Here is an 18,676-nt window from a genome sequence, read left to right on the forward strand (position 1 = left end):
AGGAGGAATATTCGGGCTAATCATGGTATAATAAAAGGTAATGAAAAATTCCAACGAGGCAGAGATGAAATTACTTTATACTGATATTCGGACTTCTTTGACTGAAATTCTAACCAGAGAGGCGGAGGAGCTAGTTGCTGCTGGCAAGCGGGTCTTCTACATCGCTCCCAACTCTCTTTCTTTTGAAAAGGAACGCGCCGTGCTGGAATGCTTGTCCCAGCAGGCTTCTTTTGCTATTACCGTCACGCGCTTTGCTCAAATGGCTCGTTACCTGATTTTGAATGACTTACCTGCCAAGACCAGTCTTGATGACATCGGTCTTGGGATGGCCTTTTACAAGTGCCTTGTGGAACTCGATCCTAAGGACTTACGTGTTTATGGTGCGATTAAGCAGGAACCTCAGTTTATACAGCAGTTGATTGAGCTTTATCACGAGATGACGACTGCTCAGATGAGTTTTTTGGACTTAGAAAGTTTGACGGATGAGGATAAGCGGGCAGACTTGCTCTTGATTTTTGAGAAAGTAACCGCCTATCTCAATCAAGGGCAGTTAGCTCAGGGAAGTCAGTTGTCGCATTTGATTGAGGCTATTGAGAATGACAAGGTAAGCAGTGATTTTACTCAAATCGCCTTGGTCATTGATGGATTTACCCGTTTTTCTGCTGAGGAAGAGCGAATTGTGGACTTACTTCATGGCAAGGGTGTTGAGATTGTCATTGGTGCTTATGCTAGTAAGAAAGCCTATACCAGTCCTTTTAGCGAAGGTAATCTTTATCAAGCCAGTGTGGAGTTTCTCCATCATCTAGCTTCTAAATACCAAACACCTGCACAAGACCTTTCTCAATCTCATGAGAAGATGGATAGTTTTGACAAGGCCTCTCGTTTGCTGGAGTCTTCTTATGACTTTACAGAGCTCACTTTGGAGGTCGATGAGAAGGACCGTGAAAACCTGCAAATCTGGTCTTGTTTGACGCAAAAAGAAGAGTTGGAGTTGGTAGCCCGTAGCATTCGTCAGAAATTGCATGCCAATCCCAACCTGAGCTACAAGCATTTTCGTATTCTCTTAGGGGATGTAGCTTCTTATCAGTTATCCCTTAAAACTATTTTTGACCAGTACCAGATTCCTTTTTATCTTGGTAGAAACGAAGCTATGGCGCATCATCCATTGACACAGTTTGTCGAGTCTATTTTAGCTTTAAAACGTTATCGTTTCCGTCAGGAGGATTTGATTAATCTTCTCAGAACGGGTTTGTATACCGACCTTAGTCAGGCGAATATTGACGCATTTGAGCAATATATACGCTATCTTGGTATCAATGGCTTGACAGCCTTTCAGCAAACCTTCACCAAATCCCACCATGGAAAATTTGATTTAGGGCGTTTAAATACTCTTCGTTTGCGTATTTTATCCCCTCTTGAAACCCTATTTGCCAGTCGAAAACAAAAGGCTGAAAATCTCTTGCAAAAGTGGAAGGTCTTTCTAAAAGAAGGTGCAGTAACGAAGCAACTGCAAGATTTGACAGCCACTATGGAAGTCCTAGAACAGGAAAGACAAGCCGAAGTTTGGAAGGCTTTCTGTCACGTTTTAGAACAATTTGCGACTGTTTTTGCTGGTTCACAGGTTAGTCTAGAGGACTTCCTAGCCTTGCTCCATTCTGGAATGAGCCTATCTCAGTACCGTACCATTCCTGCGACAGTGGACACCGTTCTGGTGCAGAGTTATGATTTGATTGCACCACTTACTGCTGACTTTGTCTATGCCATTGGGCTGACTCAGGATCATTTGCCAAAAATTGCGCAAAACACTAGTCTTTTGACTGATGAAGAAAGACAAAACTTAAACCAAGCGACCGAAGAAGGCGTTCAATTACTGATTGCCAGCAGTGAAAACCTCAAGAAAAATCGCTACACTATGCTTTCCTTGGTTAATTCTGCTCGTAAGCAATTGGTCTTGTCGGCTCCAAGCCTTTTTAATGAAAGTGAAAGTAAGGAATCTGCCTATCTTCAAGAGCTGGTCCATTTTGGATTTCGTCGGAAAGAGAAGAGAATGAATCACAAAGGGCTGTCTAAGGAAGATATGGGCTCATATCATAGTCTTTTGTCCAGTCTGGTTGCCTATCACCAGCAAGGCGAGGCGAGTGATTGTGAGCAAGATTTGACCTTTGTCAAAGTATTGGCGCGTGTCATGGGGAAAAAACTAGACCAGCAAGGTTTGGGAAATCCTGCCCTCCCAACCAGTCCAAATAGTAAGCAGTTGGCTACGGACACCTTACAAGCGCTCTATCCTGCTGATCAGGAGTTTTACCTATCTACCTCTGGTTTGACAGAGTTTTACCGTAACCAATACAGTTATTTCCTCCGTTATGTTCTAGGCTTGCAGGAGGAATTACGCCTACGTCCTGATGCCCGTAGTCACGGGAATTTCTTGCACCGCATTTTTGAACGCGCCTTACAGTTGCCTGACGAAGATTCCTTTGACAAACGTTTAGAACAAGCTATCCAAGAAACCAGTCAAGAACGGGAATTTGAGGCTATTTATCAGGAAAGTTTGGAAGCCCAGTTTACCAAGGAAGTTCTACTTGATGTAGCTCGCACGACTGGCCACATTCTCCGCCACAATCCAGCCATCGAAACCATCAAAGAGGAAGCGAATTTCGGTGGGAAAGAGCAAGCCTTTATTCAATTGGACAATGGTCGCAGTGTCTTTGTACGAGGTAAGGTTGACCGCATTGACCGTTTGAAAGCTGATGGAGCGATAGGGGTAGTAGACTACAAGTCTAGTCTAACTCAGTTCCAATTTCCTCATTTCTTTAATGGGCTCAATTCCCAGTTGCCAACTTATCTAGCTGCCTTAAAGAGAGAAGGGGAGCAGAACTTTTTCGGCGCTATGTACTTGGAAATGGCTGAACCTGTCCAATCTCTGATGGCCGTTAAAAGTCTGGCAGGTGCAGTAGTAGAAGCTAGCAAATCTATGAAATACCAAGGGCTATTTTTAGAAAAAGAAAGCAGTCATTTGGGCGAATTTTATAACAAAAACAAGGCTAATCAGCTGACAGATGAGGAATTCCAGCTCCTACTGGACTACAATGCCCATCTTTACAAGAAAGCAGCTGAGAAGATTTTAGCAGGCCAGTTCGCCATTAATCCTTATACCGAAAATGGCAGAAGTATTGCCCCATACGTCCAGCAACACCAAGCCATCACCGGATTTGAAGCCAATTATCACTTGGGTCAAGCCCGTTTCCTACAAAAGTTGGACTTGGCTGACGGTAAACGTCTGGTCGGAGAAAAACTCAAGCAAGCTTGGTTTGAAAAAATAAGAGAGGAGTTGAATCGATGAAGCCCATTCCCTTTTTAACTGAGGAGGAAATTCAAAAACTGCAAGAAGCAGAAGCGCATTCGAGTAAGGAACAGAAGAAAACTGCCGAACAAATCGAAGCCATCTACACTTCTGGTCAAAATATCCTTGTCTCAGCGTCGGCTGGTTCTGGGAAGACTTTTGTCATGGCCGAGCGCATTCTAGATCAATTGGCGCGTGGAGTGGAAATCAGTCAACTCTTTATCTCAACCTTTACCGTTAAGGCTGCCACAGAGCTTAAAGAACGTTTGGAGAAAAAAATCAGCCAGCAAATCCAAGAAAGCGATGATGTTGACCTCAAACAACACTTGGGTCGTCAGTTGGCAGACCTACCCAACGCAGCCATCGGAACCATGGACTCTTTCACACAAAAATTCCTTGGTAAACATGGCTATCTGATTGATATTGCGCCTAATTTTCGTATTTTACAAAACCAAAGCGAGCAACTTCTTCTAAAAAACGAAGCCTTTCATGAGGTATTTGAAGCCCATTACCAAGGCAAACAGAAAAAGAAATTTAGTCATTTGCTGAAAAATTTTGCAGGGCGTGGCAAGGATGAACGGGGGCTACGCCAGCAGGTCTATAAAATTTATGACTTCCTCCAATCCACCAGCAATCCTCAAAAGTGGCTGAGTGAATCTTTCTTAAAAGGCTTTGAAAAAGCTGATTTTACCAGTGAAAAAGAAAAACTAACTGAGCAAATCAAACAAGCCCTTTGGGATTTGGAAAGCTTTTTCCGTTATCATCTGGATAACGATGCCAAGGAGTTTCCTAAGGCTCCCTATTTAGAAAATGTTCAGTTAGTTCTGGATGAAATTGGCTCCTTAAATCAAGAGTCCGACAGTCATGCTTATCAAACAGTTCTTGCGCGTGTTGTCGCAATTTCGAAAGAGAAAAATGGTCGAGCTCTGACCAATGCCAGTCGCAAGGCTGATTTGAAGCCACTGGTCGACGCCTACAACGAAGAAAGAAAGTCCCAGTTTGCTAAACTAGGACAACTGTCAGAACAGATAACGATTCTCGACTATCAAGAACGTTATCATGGAGAGACCTGGGAACTAGCTAAAACCTTCCAAGCCTTCATGAGTGACTTTGTGGAGGCGTATCGTGAACGTAAGCGCCAGGAAAATGCCTTTGAATTCGCTGATATTAGTCACTATACCATCGAGATTTTAGAGAATTTCCAACAAGTTCGTGAGGCTTATCAGGAGCGTTTCCACGAAGTCATGGTCGATGAGTATCAGGATACCAACCATATTCAAGAACGGATGCTGGAATTACTTTCTAATGGTCACAACCGATTTATGGTGGGAGATATCAAGCAGTCCATCTATCGTTTCCGTCAGGCAGACCCGCAGATTTTCAATGAAAAGTTCCAACGCTATGCGCAAAATCCTGAAGAAGGAAAGCTGATTCTCCTCAAGGAAAATTTCCGTAGTAGTTCAGAAGTGCTGTCAGCAACCAATGATGTCTTTGAACGTCTCATGGACCAAGAGGTCGGCGAAATCAACTATGATAACATGCACCAGCTTGTTTTTGCCAATACCAAACTGACTCCCAATCCAGATAACAAGACAGAATTTCTCCTCTACGACAAGGACGATACAGGTGAGGAAGAAGAGAGTCAAACAGAAACGAAACTAACTGGTGAGATGCGATTAGTTATCAAGGAAATCCTTAAACTCCATAGAGAACAAGGTGTTGCCTTTAAAGAAATCGCCCTTCTGACCTCCAGTCGCAGTCGTAATGACCAGATTCTCCTTGCCCTGTCTGAGTACGGGATTCCTGTCAAAACTGACGGAGAGCAAAACAATTATCTCCAATCCCTAGAAGTGCAAGTCATGCTAGATACCCTTCGTGTCATTCACAATCCCCTGCAAGACTACGCCTTAGTTGCCCTTATGAAGTCTCCAATGTTTAGCTTTGACGAGGACGAGTTAGCACGTTTATCTCTTCAGAAAGATGAGGACAAAGTTCAAGAGAATCTCTATGAGAAACTGGTCAATGCTCAAAAACTGGCAAGCAGTCAAAAGGACTTGATTCACACAGCTCTAGCTGAAAAACTAAATCAATTCATGGATATACTAGCTTCTTGGCGCTTGTATGCCAAAACCCACTCCCTCTATGACTTGATTTGGAAGATTTACAACGACCGTTTTTACTACGATTATGTTGGGGCTTTGCCAAATGGGCCTGCTAGACAAGCTAATCTCTATGCCCTAGCACTGCGTGCTGATCAATTTGAAAAGAGCAACTTCAAAGGCTTGTCTCGTTTTATTAGCATGATTGACAAGGTCCTAGAAGCCCAGCACGATTTGACAAGCGTGGCTGTCGCACCGCCAAAAGATGCAGTAGAGCTCATGACCATCCACAAGAGTAAAGGACTGGAGTTTCCTTACGTCTTTATTCTCAATATGGATCAAGATTTCAACAAGCAAGACTCTATGTCAGAAGTCATTCTCAGTCGTAAAAATGGGCTTGGTGTCAAATATATCGCCAAAATGGAGACAGGAGCAGTGGAAGATCACTATCCTAAAACCGTCAAACTCTCCATTCCTAGCCTGACCTATATGCAGAATGAAGAGGAATTACAGCTGGCAAGCTATTCTGAGCAAATGCGTCTCCTCTACGTTGCTATGACACGGGCTGAGAAAAAGCTCTATCTTATCGGTAAGGGTTCTCGCGAAAAGCTGGAAGCCAAGGAATACCCAGCAGCTAAAAATGAAAAACTAAATAGCAACACTAGACTGCAAGCAAGGAATTTCCAAGATTGGATTTGGGCTATCAGTAAAGTGTTTGTTAAGGATCATCTCAACTTTAGCTATCGTTTTGTTGGTGAAGACCAGCTGACTAGAGAAGCTATCGGAGAATTGGAAAACAAAAGTCCTCTCCAAGATAGCTCCCAAGCAGACAATCGCCAGTCTGAAACCATTAAGGAAGCCCTTGAAATGCTGAAAGAAGTGGAAGTCTATAATACTCTTCACCGCGCAGCCATTGAACTGCCTAGTGTTCAAACCCCAAGTCAAATCAAGAAATTTTACGAACCTGTTATGGATATGGAAGGTGTTGAGATTACTGGTAAAGGCCAGTCAGTAGACAAGAAAATCAGCTTTGATTTGCCAGATTTTTCAACTAAAGAAAAGGTAACTGGAGCTGAGATTGGTAGTGCTACCCACGAACTCATGCAGAGAATTGACCTCAGTCAGCGACCAACCCTTGCTAGCCTGACAGAAACTCTCAAACAAGTTCAAACCAGCCCAGGTGTCAGAGATAAGATCAATCTTGCTAAAATCCTTGCATTCTTTGACACAGAACTCGGTCAGGAAATTCTTGCTAATACCGACCATTTATACCGCGAGCAACCCTTCTCCATGCTCAAACGAGATCAAAAGAGTCAGGAAGACTTCGTTGTCCGTGGAATCTTGGATGGCTATCTACTTTACGAGGATAGAATTGTTCTTTTCGACTACAAGACAGACCGCTATGATGAGCCAAGTCAACTCATTGATCGCTATCGTGGTCAATTAGCCCTATACGGAGAGGCCTTATCACGAGCCTATTCGATTGAAAATATTGAGAAATACTTGATTTTACTCGGTAAAGAAGAGGTTCAAGTTGTAAAAGTATAATCTAGAAAGGAGACCTCATGACACTTCCAGTTAGAAAATCCCTGCACGATGCGGTTTTACAGGCTTCAAAAGCTAATACTTGGGAACAAGCTACCAAGGAATGGAATGAAGTTTCCTTGATTTTTAACGGTATCGGCCGTAGCAATTGTGTCTGTGGAAATGCTATCAAATACGCCTACGAACTCTTTAACGGAGTGACTGGTCAACGACTATTTCCTATAGGCAGCGACTGCGTCAGACACTTTCATCGATTGACCCTTGACCAGCAACTGGAAGAGGAGGAAAAACTGCTCAGAAAGGTTGAAAATCTGACCAGAAAAGCCCAGAAAAAGGAAAAAATCAAGGTCAATAAAAGTGACTTTGACGAGCGTCTTCTAAAGTGGCTCTGGGAAAAAGGTGTTTTTAAAGCTAATCGTGGCAATCAGTTCTCACCTGAGAAAGACTACCAGCTCTTCCTAGAAGTCTTTCAAGGAGGAAGTTGGACCAAGGCAGAACCCAAGAAGAAAGCTCGGATGGAAGAAGTCCTTGAAAAGTGTATCAAACCCTTTTTACTTGGAAAACCAGATGACCAACTCTATCTTGTCAAACTAGGTAAGGAGAAAATTGACTACGAGCAAGAACTGCGTATCCAGGCAGAGAAAGAGCGCAAGAAGAGGGATAAAATCGCCAAACAATATGCAGACAATCTGGTTCTAGCCATGGGCCCAGCAGAACGTGCCTATCAAGATTACTTTGGCTTTACGGAGACCTTGACTCAAGAAGAACGCAAGTGGGAAAAAATTCTTTTTGGTAAAAATCGAACAGAACGGGCTATCAAGGCCAAACAATACCAAAAAGAGTTGGAAAAAGACCAACGAATAGCCAGTCAAGACCCAATTGAAAGAAAGCAGAAGCAGACCTGGCTCCTCAATTCCTATTTTCGTGAGCTTCCTGAAGAAAAAGCCCGATTTTCTAGGCTCTTATTAGAATATCGAAAAAGTGGAGAAGTGCCATTTTCAACTGAATATCTGTCAGACCATCTGCTTGACTTTTTCTATAAAATGAAATCCTTTGAGTTTGAAATCGCACCAGAACAAGTTCGAGATTTTCTAAAAGAAAGCCTCCAGGCAGAACATCTCTCCTCAGCACAGGAAAGCTGGATAGAAGGGATTCTAACAAATTGCATAGTCCCATTTTTATCTCGAATACTCATCTAAAACTAAATATATAAGACATAGAATTTTATATAGGGTTAATATATAAATTAAGTAGATTTGAAATCAGTCTTCCTTTAAAAAGTAGCTATTACAAACAAAAGCTTATGCAAAAAAGACTAATTTATGATAGAATAGAGGATAAGAAAGAAAACGTTTTTACAATTTTTTCAATCCGAAGGAGATATATTATGGCTACTATTCAATGGTTTCCTGGTCACATGTCTAAAGCGCGTCGACAGGTTCAGGAAAATTTAAAATTTGTTGATTTTGTGACGATTTTGGTGGATGCACGCTTGCCTCTTTCCAGTCAAAATCCTATGTTGACCAAGATTGTTGGTGATAAACCAAAACTCTTGATTTTAAACAAAGCAGACTTGGCCGATCCAGCAATGACCAAGGAATGGCGTCAGTATTTTGAATCACAAGGAATTCAGACGCTAGCTATCAACTCCAAAGAGCAAGTGACTGTAAAAGTTGTAACAGATGCGGCCAAGAAGCTCATGGCTGATAAGATTGCTCGCCAGAAAGAACGTGGTATCAAGATTGAAACCTTGCGTACCATGATTATCGGAATTCCAAACGCTGGTAAATCCACTCTTATGAACCGTTTAGCTGGTAAGAAAATTGCCGTTGTCGGCAATAAACCAGGGGTTACCAAGGGACAACAATGGCTCAAAACCAATAAAGACCTAGAAATCTTGGATACACCGGGGATTCTTTGGCCTAAGTTTGAGGATGAAACTGTAGCTCTTAAGTTGGCCTTGACTGGAGCTATCAAAGACCAGTTGCTTCCAATGGATGAGGTAACCATTTTTGGTCTCAATTATTTTAAAGAACATTATCCAGAAAAGTTGGCCGAACGCTTCAAACAAATGAAAATTGAAGAAGATGCGCCTGTTATTATTATGGATATGACCCGTGCCCTCGGTTTCCGTGATGACTATGACCGCTTTTACAGTCTCTTCGTGAAGGAAGTCCGCGACGGCAAACTCGGTAACTATACCTTAGATACATTGGAAGACCTCGATGGCGACGATTAAAGAAATCAAAGAACTCCTTGCTACTGTCAAGGACCTTGATAGTCCAATTTTTTTAGAGCTTGAAAAGGATAATCGCTCTGGAGTTCAAAAGGAAATCAGCAAGCGTAAAAAAGCTATTCAGGCAGAATTAGATGAGGATCTTCGTTTAGAATCCATGCTTTCCTACGAAAAAGAACTTTACAAGCAAGGATTGACCTTAATTGCTGGTGTTGATGAAGTCGGCCGAGGTCCTCTGGCTGGGCCTGTAGTCGCTGCAGCTGTTATTTTACCTCAAAATTGTAAAATTAAAGGTCTTAACGACAGCAAGAAAATTCCTAAAAAGAAACATCTGGAGATTTTCCAAGCAGTTCAGGAGCAAGCCTTGTCAATCGGCATTGGTATCATGGATAATCAGGTCATCGACCAAGTCAATATCTATGAAGCAACCAAACTAGCTATGAAGGAAGCAATCTCCCAGCTCCGTCCGCAACCTGAGCACCTTTTGATAGATGCCATGAAACTGGATTTACCAATTTCACAAATCTCCATCATCAAAGGTGATGCTAATTCCCTTTCAATCGCAGCGGCTTCTATAGTAGCCAAGGTTACACGTGATGAATTGATGAAGGAATTCGACCAGCAGTTCCCTGGCTATGATTTCGCTGCTAATGCAGGATATGGAACAGCTAAACACCTGGAAGGACTTGAAAAACTAGGAGTTGCCCCAATTCACCGAACCAGCTTTGAACCCGTTAAATTACTGATTTCAAGAGAAAAAGAAAGTTAAGTTAAAAGGAATGATTATGGAGGAACAGTCAGAAACACTCAGTTCCAAGAAAGAATTTGCCTTTGCCTCGAGTACCATATTATCCCAAGTTGGACGAGGAATCATCGTTGGTCTTGTCGTTGGAATTATCGTTGGATCCTTTCGTTTCTTAATCGAAAAAGGCTTCCACCTGATACAAGGACTTTATCAAGATCAAGCGCACCTAGTGCGCAATCTTTTTGTACTGGTTTTATTTTACATACTCATCTGCTGGCTCAGTGCTAAATTAACACGGTCAGAGAAAGATATCAAAGGCTCAGGAATTCCTCAAGTCGAAGCCGAATTAAAGGGATTGATGACTCTCAACTGGTGGGGCGTACTTTGGAAAAAATATATTTTAGGAATTCTTGCTATTGCCAGTGGACTTATGCTGGGTAGAGAAGGGCCAAGTATTCAACTTGGAGCAGTTGGTGGTAAAGGCATTGCCAAATGGCTCAAATCCAGTCCAGTAGAGGAACGCTCCTTGATTGCTAGTGGAGCTGCAGCAGGTTTAGCTGCAGCCTTTAATGCACCAATAGCAGGCCTCCTCTTTGTAGTAGAAGAAGTTTATCACCATTTTTCGCGTTTTTTCTGGGTGTCTACTCTCGCAGCTAGTCTCGTAGCAAACTTTGTTTCTCTGCTCATATTTGGCTTAACACCCGTACTGGACATGCCAGACAACATCCCACTCATGACCCTGGATCAGTATTGGATTTACCTCCTTATGGGAATTTTTCTAGGACTTTCCGGTTTTGTCTATGAGAAAGCTGTATTGAACGTCGGAAGAGTTTATGATTGGCTTGGTCAAAAAATCCGTTTGGATAGAGCTTATTACCCAATTCTAGCCTTTATTCTCATCATACCAGTCGGCATCTTCTTACCCCAAATCCTTGGTGGTGGAAATCAGCTGGTTCTTTCCTTAACTGAGCAAGATTTTAGTTTCCAAGTTCTATTAGCTTACTTTTTGATTCGCTTTGTTTGGAGCATGATTAGCTATGGAAGTGGCCTTCCAGGAGGAATTTTCCTACCAATTTTGGCGCTTGGCTCCTTACTTGGAGCTCTAGTTGGTGTAATTTGTGTCAATCTTGGACTTGTCAGTCAGGAGCAATTCCCTATATTTGTCATTCTGGGAATGAGTGGTTATTTTGGAGCAATATCAAAGGCACCCTTAACCGCTATGATACTCGTAACTGAGATGGTAGGAGATATTCGCAATCTCATGCCACTTGGCTTAGTAACCCTAGTTTCCTATATCATCATGGATTTACTTAAAGGTGCGCCAGTCTATGAGGCCATGCTAGAAAGAATGTTGCCAGAAGAAGCAACAGATGAAGGAGAAGTTACACTCATTGAAATCCCCGTATCTGATAAAATAGCAGGAAAACAAGTACACGAACTCAACTTGCCACATAACGTACTCATCACCACCCAAGTCCATAATGGCAAAAGCCAAACAGTTAACGGCTCAACCAGAATGTATCTCGGAGATATGATTCACCTAGTTATTCCAAAAAGTGAAATTGGGAAAGTCAAAGATTTGTTGTTGTAGATCAAAAATATTATTACATAATTTTTATTATGTAATAAATATATCAAGAATATTTTGTTGATTTTGATAAGGGAGGACATACATCATAATGAAAATACTAGATGTTCTATATGAGTTTTATGGTGATTTTGAATTCATTAAAGAAAAGTGGAATGAAAAATACGAAGGTATTCTTATCAAAATAAAGGATGAGCAAGGATATAAAAGATGCCGCTTAGCAAAAAGAACACCGAAAAAAGAAGGATATTTTACAGTTTTTTGGAAAAAAGACAAAAATAACATGAACATTCCTTATACCAATGAAGATTTGGGAACTGAACTTGTTATCGTTGTCATCGATAATGATAAAAAGGGGCTATTTATTATTCCAAACGAAGCTGCTATTCGTAAGAAAATTCTCTCGACAAAAAACAGCAAAGGAAAAATGTCCATGCGATTTTATCCGCCTTGGTGCGCAAATTTAAATACAACGGCTCAATCAACACAAAAATGGCAATTGAAATTTTTTAGAGAAATTTAATTATAAGAATGACTTTGAAAAATTTCTAGTAGATTCATATCAAACACAAAGACTTGGTTCTTATGAAAAAAGAACCAAGTCTTTGTGTTAGTTTCTCAGGAATAAAGTACATTATAGACAATTTTTGTCGAAAAAAATTTTTTAGTTATTAAAAATGAAATCATTTTTGGTTATTTTAGTTATTCTATTAAAAAGCTCTACAACATCTTTCCGAAAAACTATAATTTTCTTGAAAAATATATGAGTCTATGCTATACTACTAGTAGACTTATTTATGGAGAAAATACATGAAACGTGAGATTTTACTGGAACGAATCGACAAACTAAAACAAATCATGCCCTGGTATGTTCTTGAATACTACCAATCTAAGCTTGCTGTTCCTTACAGTTTTACAACCTTGTACGAATACCTCAAAGAATACGATCGATTTTTCAGCTGGGTTATAGAGTCTGGCATTTCAAACGCTGATAAAATATCTGATATTCCTTTATCTGTCTTGGAAAATATGTCAAAGAAAGACATGGAATCCTTTATCCTTTACCTACGTGAACGTCCTTTGCTGAATGCAAATACAACAAAGCAAGGTGTTTCACAGACAACTATCAATCGGACCTTATCAGCCCTTTCCAGTCTCTACAAGTATCTGACCGAAGAAGTTGAAAACGATCAGGGGGAGCCTTATTTCTATCGTAATGTAATGAAGAAAGTTTCAACAAAGAAAAAGAAAGAAACGCTTGCTGCCAGAGCTGAAAACATTAAGCAAAAACTCTTTCTTGGTAATGAAACAGAAGGTTTTCTAACTTATATTGACCAAGAGTATCCACAACAGCTCTCAAATCGAGCTCTCTCATCATTTAATAAAAATAAAGAACGTGATTTGGCCATTATTGCCCTTCTCTTGGCGTCTGGTGTCCGCTTATCTGAAGCTGTTAATCTGGATCTAAGAGATCTCAATCTAAAAATGATGGTTATCGATGTCACTCGAAAAGGGGGCAAACGTGACTCGGTCAATGTTGCTGCCTTTGCCAAACCTTATCTAGAGAATTATCTCGCCATTCGTAATCAACGCTATAAGACAGAAAAAACAGATACAGCCCTTTTTTTGACACTCTACAGAGGTGTTCCTAATCGTATCGATGCTTCCAGTGTGGAAAAGATGGTTGCTAAGTACTCTGAGGACTTCAAAGTTCGTGTAACACCTCATAAACTACGACATACCCTAGCAACTAGGCTTTATGATGCGACTAAATCGCAAGTTTTGGTCAGCCACCAGCTAGGACATGCCAGCACACAAGTCACTGATCTCTATACCCATATCGTCAATGATGAACAAAAGAATGCTCTAGATAGTTTATAAAATACATAAAATAAATTATGTAATATATGATTTTTAAAAAAGAAGTTGGTTGTAGGACCAGCTTCTTTTTGATTTATCCAACTACTGCTTCAGCGATTTCTTCACGACTAATACCAGCGAAGTAGCGTGTAATATCAATTGTTTCTAGTGCTTTAAGGACATCTTCGCGTTCGTATTTCACTCCACGAAGGACATCTTCTACTGCAGCAACGTCTTCGATACCAAAGAAGTCACCATAAATCTTGATGTCTTGGATTTTTGATTCGAGAACATTAGCAAATACTTCCACCTTACCACTAGTGAATTTGGTTCCACGACGGACGTTAAATTCAGGTGATTTACCGTAGTTCCAGTCCCAAGTTCCAAACTTGGTGTCCTTGATACGATTGATTTCAGCCAATTCTTCCTCAGAAAAAACGTATTCTGTCATTTCAGGGTACTCTTTTTTCATGTATTCCAATAGTAAATCACGGAATTCTTCGACAGTGATTTTTTCTGGTAATTCATTGATAATATTGGTTACGCGAGCACGGACGGATTTCACACCTTTTGATTCAAATTTATCCTTTGAAACCTTGAGGGCGTTAGCAAGGACTGACAAATCAACGTCAAAGAGCAAGCAACCATGATGCATGATACGACCATTGATATAGGCTTGGGCATTACCACAGAATTTCTTACCGTCGATTTCTAAGTCATTACGGCCTGTGAACTCAGCTTTAACCCCAAGTTGAGCTAGTGTATTGATAACTGGCGTTGAGAAGCTCTTAAAGTCAAAAGCCTTGTTTTCATCTTCTTTTGAGATGATCGTGTAGTTTAGGTTATTTAAATCGTGGTAAACAGCTCCACCACCGCTGATACGGCGGACCACCTCAATGCCATTTTCGCGAACATAATCACGGTTGATTTCTTCGATGGTATTCTGATGACGACCAACAATGATAGATGGCTTGTTAATCCAAAGTAGGAAGATTTGATCCTCATCCAAAAGATGTTTAAAGGCATATTCTTCCAAGGCGATATTAAAAGCGGTGTCGTTTGAATGATTGATAATATATTTCATGAGATACCTTCTTATACGATAGAGACTGGAAATAACCTTCCAGTCTAATCTATCTTTCTTTTATTTTTTCTTAGGTGAATGGATAGCCATTCCTAGAACATCCGCAAATGCTTCGTACATCACTTCAGAGTAGGTTGGGTGTCCGTGGATAGTCTTCAGCATTTCTTCAACAGTAATTTCCATTTCGATAATGCTTGACGCTTCGTTAATCAATTCTGCAGCTGCAGGACCGATGATATGAACACCAAGGATTTCTCCGTATTTCTTATCTGCAATGACTTTTACGAAACCTTGAGCAGCATCTGAGGCAATGGCACGACCGTTAGCAGCAAAGTTGAACTTACCAATAGCTACATCGTATTTCTCACGGGCTTGCTCTTCTGTTAAACCAACTGCTGCTACTTCAGGAAGTGTGTAAATAGCTGCAGGAGTCAAGTTCAATTTAGCAACATGGTGATTTCCTTTAAGGGCATTTTCAGCGGCTACTTCACCCATACGGAAGGCTGCGTGAGCCAACATCTTGGTACCATTGATGTCACCTGGTGCATAAATACCAGGAACAGAAGTTTCCATGTACTCGTTAACCTTGATACGACCACGGTCTAACTCGAACTCTACTTCACCAATTCCTTCGAGGTCTGGTACACGACCGATTGAAAGAAGAGCTTTGCTTGCGATAATATCGTCTTTTCCTTCAATCTTGATACGAAGTTTACCATCTTCTTCGATGATTTCTTGCAGTTTAGTACCAGTCAAGATAGTCATACCTTTTCGTTCAAGAATCAAGCGAAGATTCTTAGAAACTTCAGCATCCATAGCTGGCACGATACGGTCCATCATTTCAATAACAGTTACCTTAGAACCAAATGTCATGAAGGCTTGACCGAGTTCAATACCGACAACTCCACCACCGATGATAACAAGGCTTTCTGGAACTTCGTTAATTTCAAGAATGTCGTCACTTGTCATGACAAGTGATGATTCCATACCAGGAACGTTAATCTTGCTGACTTTTGAACCACCAGCAAGGATAATCTTCTTAGTTTCAAGCAATTCTGAACCATTTACCAAGACATTCTTGTCTTTAGTGATGGTTCCAATTCCTTTATGAACAGTAACTCCATAGCTACGAAGAAGTCCTGCAACACCACCAACAAGAGTATTTACAACTTTAGACTTAGTTTCTAAAAGTTTTTCCATATCAACAGTGAAGTTAGGATTTTCAATCACGATACCACGATTTGCAGCATGACCGATGTTTTCGATAATTTCAGCGTTGTGAAGATAGGTCTTAGTTGGGATACAGCCACGGTTCAAGCAGGTTCCACCAAGTTCAGATTTCTCAACAAGGGCAACCTTACCGCCGAGTTGGGCGGCTTTAATGGCTGCAACATAACCAGCAGGACCTCCACCAATCACAACAATATCAAAGGCATCATCGCTCTTACCATCATCATTTGAAGCACTTGCTGCAGGTACTGGGCTAGCTTCTGGCACTGCTGATCCAGCTGTTGGGATGTTTTCCCCTTCTTCTCCAAGGTAACCGATAACTTCCGTTACTGGAACAGTTTCACCATCTCCTTTAAGGATAGCAATCAAGTAACCATCTTCTTCGGCTTCCAATTCCATGCTGACTTTGTCAGTCATGATTTCCAAAAGGATTTCTCCTTCTTTTACAAATTCTCCGACTTTTTTATTCCATTGGACGATTTGTCCTTCTGTCATATCCACGCCGGCTTTTGGCATAATTACTTCTAAGGCCATGTCTTCCTTCCTTTATCTATATCTTAAAAATGAATACTCCTGCTCTTAAATCAACATTGAGATTGGATTTTCAATCAATTCTTTCAAGTCTTTCATAAACTTGGCTCCAGCCATACCATCTACGACACGGTGGTCAATTGTTAAACCAAGACTCATGATTGGGCGAATCACAATTTCACCATTGACGACAACTGGCTTCTCAATTGTCGAACTGACACCAAGGATAGCTGAGTTTGGTTGGTTGATGATAGGACCAAAGGACTGAACGCCAAACATTCCCAAGTTACTGATAGTAAATGTTGAATTTTGCAGTTCGCTTGGAGCCAATTTACCATCCAAGGTACGACCAATGACATCCTTGAAGGCTACAACCAGCTCTGAAAGACTCATCTTCTCCGCATTATAAACAACAGGTGTCATCAATCCATTATCCATCCCAACTGCCATCGCAAGATTGACATAGTTGTGAGTGATAATGGTCTTGCCGTCTTCTGTCAATGAAGCGTTGATATAAGGATGCTTCATCAAGGTTTTCACAACAGCAAGTGAAAGAAGGTCTGTTACAGTAGCCTTCTTCCCAGTTGCTTCCATGATTGGCTCAAGAACCTTCTTACGAAGAGCCAACATTTCAGTCATATCAACTTCATAGTTGAGCGTGAAGGTTGGCGCAGTTAGGTAAGATTCAACCATCCGTTGAGCAATAACCTTACGCATTGGTGTCATTGGAATACGTTCAATTTCACCGTATGGTGTTACGTTATCAGGAACTTCTTCCACTTTTTCAATCTGAGCAGGAGACTTGATAGTGTCGTTTTCGATATTTTCAGGAAGCAAGGCTAAAACATCCTTCTTCATGATCTTACCACGATGACCCGTTCCTTGGATTTCCTGCCAAGCAATATTATGTTCGAGGGCAATTCGTTTTGCAAGTGGCGAAATGCGAACCACGTTTGTGTCTTTATAAGTTTCCACGTCTTCTTTGTGGACACGACCGTTTGCACCTGAGCCAGAAACGTCGTAGAGGTTGATCCCTAAATCATCCGCTAATTTTCTAGCCGCAGGAGTCGCTCTTAGCTTGTCATCAGCCATGACCTCTCCAATTCTATACTAAGATATTAAGGACTCAGAGGGCAATGAAAAAATAGGAGATTGACGATGTGTTCGATGAACACAAGGAAATCTATCTTTTTTTCGCAGACCTCCGTCCGAATTCAATTATATGATACAAAGGGCGTTAAAAGCGACTGAAAAATAGGAAATCGACGATGACTTTGACGAAGCCAAGGAGATTTATCTTTTTCCGAGCTTTTAGCCCGTGTTCGAATATAAGATATTAAGGACGAAGAGCTCAGCACCTAAAAGATACAAAGTTTCTCGTCAGCTTTATTTTATTTACATAACTTATCTTATGTAATCCTACTCTTTGTTATATGTTTTACGGATGGCATCTTTGATGCTTTCAACTGTTGGAATCATTGCATTTTCTAGGTTTTGTGCATAAGGCATTGGCACATCTTCTCCTGCGCAACGGCGGATTGGTGCATCTAGATAGTCAAATGCTTCTGATTCTGAAATAATTGCTGAAATCTCTCCGATATAGCCGCTTGTTTTGTGAGCGTCGTTGACCAGCACAACTTTACCAGTCTTCTTAACTGAGTTGATGATGATATCCTTATCAAGCGGAACAAGGGTACGTGGATCAACAATCTCAACAGAAATTCCTTCTTCAGCTAATTCTTCAGCAGCTTGAACCACACGGCGAAGCATTTTTCCATAAGTAACAACTGTTACATCCGTACCTTCACGTTTAATTTCACCGACTCCAAGTGGAATCGTGTAGTCTGGATCAACTGGTACTTCCCCTTTTTGGTTAAATTCTGACTTATACTCAAGAATGATAACAGGGTTATTATCACGGATAGAAGACTTAAGCAATCCTTTCATGTCCGCAGGTGTACCTGGTGCCACAACCTTAAGACCAGGAATGTGAGTAAACCAAGACTCTAGTGATTGCGAGTGCTGGGCTGCAGAACCAACTCCATTACCAGCAGCGCATCGAACAGTCATTGGAACCTGTCCCTTACCACCAAACATATAGCGTGTTTTAGCAGCTTGGTTGACGATATTGTCCATGGCAATGACCGAGAAGTCCATAAAGGTCATATCAACGATTGGACGAAGGCCTGTCATGGCTGCTCCTGCTGCTGCTCCAGAGATGGCAGCTTCAGAAATCGGACAGTCACGGACACGTTCTGGACCAAATTCTTCAAGCATTCCAACAGAAGTTCCGAAGTCTCCTCCGAAGACACCGACGTCTTCTCCCATCAAGAACACATTTTCATCGCGACGCATTTCCTCAGACATAGCAAGGATAATGGTGTCACGGAAGGACATTGTTTTTGTTTCCATTTTATC

The 18,676-nt window shown here is 41.2% G+C and carries 12 protein-coding genes; 8 read left to right on the forward strand and 4 right to left on the reverse strand.

Annotated elements, in window-relative coordinates:
• The first annotated feature begins 64 nt into the window (after positions 1-64).
• The 8 genes from rexB (at position 65) to xerS (ending at position 13,434) form a co-directional block, all read left to right on the forward strand.
• Positions 65-3,340, forward strand: coding sequence for an ATP-dependent nuclease subunit B (gene rexB / locus MK482_RS02415; RefSeq protein WP_268717886.1), 3,276 nt, complete (start codon positions 65-67; stop codon positions 3,338-3,340).
• Positions 3,337-6,987, forward strand: a complete 3,651-nt coding sequence (addA, locus tag MK482_RS02420) for a helicase-exonuclease AddAB subunit AddA (protein WP_268717887.1) — start codon at positions 3,337-3,339, stop codon at positions 6,985-6,987. The genes rexB and addA overlap by 4 nt, the downstream gene beginning before the upstream one ends.
• A gap of 17 nt (positions 6,988-7,004) precedes the next feature.
• Positions 7,005-8,183 (forward strand): hypothetical protein, encoded by a 1,179-nt coding sequence (locus MK482_RS02425; RefSeq protein ID WP_268717888.1) that lies wholly within the window; start codon positions 7,005-7,007, stop codon positions 8,181-8,183.
• A 188-nt stretch (positions 8,184-8,371) separates the two neighbouring features.
• Positions 8,372-9,223 carry a ribosome biogenesis GTPase YlqF gene (ylqF, locus tag MK482_RS02430; RefSeq protein WP_268717889.1) on the forward strand — a complete coding sequence of 284 codons (852 nt, stop codon included), beginning with the start codon at positions 8,372-8,374 and terminating at the stop codon, positions 9,221-9,223.
• A complete protein-coding gene (locus MK482_RS02435) occupies positions 9,210-9,989 on the forward strand; it encodes a ribonuclease HII (protein WP_268717890.1) in 780 nt (259 codons plus the stop codon). The genes ylqF and MK482_RS02435 overlap by 14 nt, the downstream gene beginning before the upstream one ends.
• 16 nt (positions 9,990-10,005) lie before the next feature.
• A complete protein-coding gene (locus MK482_RS02440; protein ID WP_268717891.1) occupies positions 10,006-11,556 on the forward strand; it encodes a ClC family H(+)/Cl(-) exchange transporter in 1,551 nt (516 codons plus the stop codon).
• Between the two features lie 88 nt (positions 11,557-11,644).
• Positions 11,645-12,076 carry a MepB family protein gene (locus tag MK482_RS02445; protein ID WP_268717892.1) on the forward strand — a complete coding sequence of 144 codons (432 nt, stop codon included), beginning with the start codon at positions 11,645-11,647 and terminating at the stop codon, positions 12,074-12,076.
• Between the two features lie 287 nt (positions 12,077-12,363).
• Positions 12,364-13,434: a tyrosine recombinase XerS gene (gene xerS, locus MK482_RS02450; protein ID WP_268717893.1), complete on the forward strand. Its 1,071-nt coding sequence runs from the start codon at positions 12,364-12,366 to the stop codon at positions 13,432-13,434.
• A gap of 73 nt (positions 13,435-13,507) precedes the next feature.
• Here xerS and MK482_RS02455 read toward each other — a convergent pair whose 3' ends face one another.
• From MK482_RS02455 to MK482_RS02470, 4 genes are all read right to left on the reverse strand, one after another.
• Positions 13,508-14,497, reverse strand: a complete 990-nt coding sequence (locus MK482_RS02455; RefSeq protein WP_000873983.1) for a lipoate--protein ligase — start codon at positions 14,495-14,497, stop codon at positions 13,508-13,510.
• Between the two features lie 60 nt (positions 14,498-14,557).
• A complete protein-coding gene (lpdA, locus tag MK482_RS02460; protein ID WP_061759090.1) occupies positions 14,558-16,261 on the reverse strand; it encodes a dihydrolipoyl dehydrogenase in 1,704 nt (567 codons plus the stop codon).
• Between the two features lie 45 nt (positions 16,262-16,306).
• Positions 16,307-17,350, reverse strand: a complete 1,044-nt coding sequence (locus tag MK482_RS02465; RefSeq protein ID WP_061759089.1) for a dihydrolipoamide acetyltransferase — start codon at positions 17,348-17,350, stop codon at positions 16,307-16,309.
• A gap of 327 nt (positions 17,351-17,677) precedes the next feature.
• Positions 17,678-18,670, reverse strand: a complete 993-nt coding sequence (locus MK482_RS02470) for an alpha-ketoacid dehydrogenase subunit beta (RefSeq protein ID WP_000448714.1) — start codon at positions 18,668-18,670, stop codon at positions 17,678-17,680.
• Between the last annotated feature and the right edge of the window lie 6 nt (positions 18,671-18,676).

Origin of the sequence: Streptococcus mitis (assembly GCF_026782865.1) — a bacterium.
GTDB lineage: Bacteria > Bacillota > Bacilli > Lactobacillales > Streptococcaceae > Streptococcus > Streptococcus mitis_CG.

Excerpts from the sequence above, each read along its gene's own strand:
- MK482_RS02425 (WP_268717888.1), top strand. The coding sequence starts at position 7,005 with ATGACACTTCCAGTTAGAAAATCCCTGCACGATGCGGTTTTACAGGCT.
- MK482_RS02440 (WP_268717891.1), top strand. The coding sequence starts at position 10,006 with ATGGAGGAACAGTCAGAAACACTCAGTTCCAAGAAAGAATTTGCCTTT.
- MK482_RS02470 (WP_000448714.1), bottom strand. The coding sequence starts at position 18,670 with ATGGAAACAAAAACAATGTCCTTCCGTGACACCATTATCCTTGCTATG.
- rexB (WP_268717886.1), top strand. The coding sequence starts at position 65 with ATGAAATTACTTTATACTGATATTCGGACTTCTTTGACTGAAATTCTA.
- lpdA (WP_061759090.1), bottom strand. The coding sequence starts at position 16,261 with ATGGCCTTAGAAGTAATTATGCCAAAAGCCGGCGTGGATATGACAGAA.
- MK482_RS02455 (WP_000873983.1), bottom strand. The coding sequence starts at position 14,497 with ATGAAATATATTATCAATCATTCAAACGACACCGCTTTTAATATCGCC.
- ylqF (WP_268717889.1), top strand. The coding sequence starts at position 8,372 with ATGGCTACTATTCAATGGTTTCCTGGTCACATGTCTAAAGCGCGTCGA.
- MK482_RS02445 (WP_268717892.1), top strand. The coding sequence starts at position 11,645 with ATGAAAATACTAGATGTTCTATATGAGTTTTATGGTGATTTTGAATTC.
- MK482_RS02465 (WP_061759089.1), bottom strand. The coding sequence starts at position 17,350 with ATGGCTGATGACAAGCTAAGAGCGACTCCTGCGGCTAGAAAATTAGCG.
- MK482_RS02435 (WP_268717890.1), top strand. The coding sequence starts at position 9,210 with ATGGCGACGATTAAAGAAATCAAAGAACTCCTTGCTACTGTCAAGGAC.
- xerS (WP_268717893.1), top strand. The coding sequence starts at position 12,364 with ATGAAACGTGAGATTTTACTGGAACGAATCGACAAACTAAAACAAATC.
- addA (WP_268717887.1), top strand. The coding sequence starts at position 3,337 with ATGAAGCCCATTCCCTTTTTAACTGAGGAGGAAATTCAAAAACTGCAA.